Annotated in this window: 3 protein-coding genes; all 3 read right to left on the bottom strand. The window is 65.0% G+C overall.

All coding sequences use genetic code 11. From position 1 onward, the window contains the following. Nucleotides 1-151 precede the first annotated feature (151 nt). Nucleotides 152-2449, bottom strand: coding sequence for a mechanosensitive ion channel domain-containing protein (locus tag JWR89_RS08960; RefSeq protein ID WP_299714544.1), 2298 nt, complete (start codon nucleotides 2447-2449; stop codon nucleotides 152-154). Nucleotides 2450-2663: 214 nt separating this feature from the next. Continuing rightward, complete coding sequence (locus tag JWR89_RS08955) at nucleotides 2664-3305, bottom strand: tetratricopeptide repeat protein (protein WP_299714538.1); 642 nt, start codon at nucleotides 3303-3305, stop codon at nucleotides 2664-2666. A gap of 114 nt (nucleotides 3306-3419) precedes the next feature. Continuing rightward, nucleotides 3420-3540: type B 50S ribosomal protein L36 (ykgO, locus tag JWR89_RS08950; RefSeq protein WP_299714541.1), on the bottom strand; the 121-nt coding region annotated here is incomplete at its 5' end.

Here is a 3540-nt window from a genome sequence, read left to right as displayed (position 1 = left end):
GAATCGGAATTACAGCAGCTCTATGCCCGGGCGGAACGTGGCGATACGGTCCGGCCGGGCAACAGCGTTCTACACTAAAGGCTGCCGTCTCCGATCATTCCGCTGGAGCTGTGGCTAATCCGGCGCGACCTGCAAGCGCGAATTCCAGCCGTTACGCCCGGCCCAGCCGCCGCGTCGGCTGCTTGGCTTCGCCGCTGCTTTCGTCGGTTGCCTCGTGCGCTTCCTGCATCGGCACCGGCATCAGGATGGTCTGCCCACCGCTGAAAATCTCGATGCCCTCTTCCTGGAAACGCAGCTTCATGCGGCGGTTGAACTCGCGCTGCACCGGCCAGCGGCCGGAATCGGTACAGCGGATCTGGCCGACAATGGAAGCCATCGCGCCGTCGACCTTGTCGACGCCCCACAATTCGAGGTCGCTGCGGATCAGCGGCCTGAACGCCGGCTCGCCGCGCATCTGGGCGACGATATCCTTGAGGATCTGGCCGGCGCGATCGGTGTCTTCCTTGTAGGCGACATTGACGCTGACGGCGGCATTGCCGGCGCCGCGGCTGGCATTGGTGATGGTGGTCACCGCGCTGAACGGCACGATGTGCACGGCGCCGTCGCCGGCACGCAACCGGATGGTGCGGATCGAGACATTCTCGACCACCCCGGTCAGGCCCGACACGGTGACGTTGTCGCCAACCTGCACGGTGTTTTCCAGCAGCAGGAACAGGCCGGTGATGACGTCCTGCACCAGTTTCTGCGAACCGAAGCCGATGGCGATGCCGAGAATGCCGGCGCCTGCCAGCAAGGGTGCCACGTTGACGCCGATCTCGCTGAGCGCCGTCAGCGCCACCACCGCCACGATTACGCACAGCAGCGTTGTGCGCAGCATCGGCTGGAACGTGCGCAGCCTTGCGGCGCGGGCAAAATGCGAATCCCGCGTCAGGATCGTCAACTGCCGATCCATCAGCGCATTGCTGCCTTCCCAGATCGCGGCAGCGATCAGCGCGGCTATCCCGATGGTGGCCACTGCGGAGACGACACGGCCGCCGATCTGCCCGCCGTAGAACCACACCAGCGCATTGACGCCCCAGACCTCAAGCAGCGCGACAAAGCCAATCGCGGCGATTACCGTGGCGACGACCCGGCGCAACAGCGGCAGATAGCGGTTGGCGCGGGTTTCCAGCCCGGGAAAGCGCTGCAGGATTTCCGGCTTGATACGGAAACCGCGATCGATCAGCGACAGCACGACCATCGAGGCCAGCCGCGTCAGCAGGCCGACGGCGATGGTGCCGACGAAGTACTGCAGCATCAGCGCATAGCCGTTGCGGATGCTGAGCGCCCAGACGAACCACAGCGCCAGCACCAGCGCGACGGCGAGCACATGCCACATGCCAGCAAAGCGATTGCGCAGCACGCTGAGGATGCCGGTGGCGCCTTGCGGCGCGCGGATCGCCTTGGCGACCGGGCGGCGGCATTGCAGGATGACGACCACCACGAACAGATGCACCGCCAGCATCGCCAGCCGGATAATCGCCAAATAGCCGCCGCGATACAGGCCGAGCAGCAACGCGACATTGGCGAAGGCGACGCCGGAGACGCCGACGGCGACGATGCGCCGGGTCCAGATCTCGATATAGGCCGCGGTCTCCTCGCGCACGGTGAACAGGCTGAGCGGACCGAACAAGGCCCGCGTCAGGCATATGATTCCCCGCGCCAGCACATAGGCGTTGACGATCGCCAGGATGGCCAGCCGGGTAATGCCGGCATCGCCGATATCGGTGCCGAGAATCAACGCCACCACCCCGGCAAACGCGACCACGGGCAGCAGTTCGAGCGTGAGACGCCCGAGCACGAACGGCAGCCGCACCAGCGACTGCCAGGCGCGGGTCAGGCTACGATGCCGCCGGTGCAGGTCCGGCACTTCGGTGAAATCGGCCGTCGAGGATGGCGGATCGATCTGCTCCAGCACCCGCGCCGGCGCGCGCGCCGAAAACGGAATGCGCGCTTCGAGCGCGCCGAGCGGCGGCCGCAACAGCCGGCCGACCAGCCACTCCGTCGCCAGCGCGCCGCCAAATACCAGCGCCAGCTTCCAGGCGATGTCGAACAGCAGCGTATAGGTCTCGGGATCCTCCGCGGTGCGCTGCAGCCAGTGCCACAGCACCGGGAAACGCACTACAGACCGCGCCGCGGCTGCGATCTCGCGCCCGGCGTCGCTGGCCTGCTCGGACAGCGACAGCAACAGTTGCGCGCCCAGGCTGTCGTCGGTGAGAGGGATCGCCGGCTTGGCCTCGGGCTTGGCCGGCGTGGTCTGCGCGATGGCCCGCAGAGTCTCGATCATCTGGTTGCGCTTGCCGTCGTCCTGCAGGGTCTCCAGGGCGCGGTTGGCCTGCTCCGGCGTCAGCGCCTGGGTGCTGGCGGCGGCAGGCTTCGCGGCGGTCTGAGCCGAAGCCGGCGCGGCCATGAACAGACACAGCAAGGCGAAAAGCGGCAGGGATTTCAGCGCCAAGAGATTTCCTTCTCAGGGGTATCTGGAAGCGCCTGTTTGGCCGTTTTGATGTGTCGGAAGTTTGGTTCCGCGACGACCATGTCTTGGCATTTCGCTGCGACGCAGCAGCGATGCCTCAGGTCATAACGATGTTCCAGATATGTCGGCAAATGCCGGCAAACACCGCGATTCAGATATCGCGGCCTTCGACCTTTTCGGTCAGGGTCTTGACCATTTCCGGCAGCTTTTCCAGGTGCGGATTGACCGCCAGCGCCTTGCGGAAGGCATCCAAGGCGCGCTTGTCGTCGCCGAGCTCCTGCATGATCATGCCGAGGCCGGCGAGCGCGCCGAAATGACGGGGCTCGCGCACCAGTACCTGCTCGATATCTTCCAGCGAACGGGTGTAGTCGTTCTGCAGGTAATATAGTGTGGCGCGGCGGTTCCAGCCTTCGATGTAGTCGGGCCGCAGCTTCACCACTGCCGTGAGCAGCTTCAGCGCCACATCGACCTGTTTGGCGTCCAGCGCGGTCTTGGCGCGGGTCATCAGCAGGGCCGTGGTGTCGCTGGTGGTCTGGCTCCACAGCGCCCAGATCCGGGCTTCGACATGCTTGGCGCTGTCGTCGTCCGGCGCCGCTTTCAGCGCGCCAAACAGGAAATCCAGCCCGCGCGTCTTGTCGGCGCCGACCTTGGGCAATTTAGCGGGTGGTTCGGGGATGCTCTTCCGGGACTCCGGCGGTGCGACCTGGGGGTCCTTGACCTGTGCATGCACTGGCGCCGCGGCGAACAACGCGGCCAGCACCATTGCAAAACTTGCGGCTGGGAATCTCACCATCCCGCAAGTCTAGACACGAAAAAACGCGCTGCAAAGCAGCAAACGCGTCAAAGAGCTGTGATGTCGTAAAATTCGCGCGGCCTGAAGGCCGATCAAACCGGAATCAGACGCGGATCAACCCTGGCGGGCCTTGAAACGACGCTGAACCTTGTTGATCACGTAGACCCGGCCCTTGCGACGGACCAGAACGTTGTCGCGATGACGGGCGCGCAACGACTTCAACGAGTTACGGACT

The organism is Tardiphaga sp., from assembly GCF_028290785.1.
Classification (GTDB): domain Bacteria; phylum Pseudomonadota; class Alphaproteobacteria; order Rhizobiales; family Xanthobacteraceae; genus Tardiphaga.
Note: the sequence above shows the minus strand (reverse complement) of the source record. Positions and strands in the feature narration are given on the sequence as shown.

Bases quoted from the DNA above. Each gene is read 5' to 3' on its own strand.
- JWR89_RS08960 (WP_299714544.1), bottom strand. From the start codon at position 2,449: ATGGCCGCGCCGGCTTCGGCTCAGACCGCCGCGAAGCCTGCCGCCGCC.
- JWR89_RS08955 (WP_299714538.1), bottom strand. From the start codon at position 3,305: ATGGTGAGATTCCCAGCCGCAAGTTTTGCAATGGTGCTGGCCGCGTTG.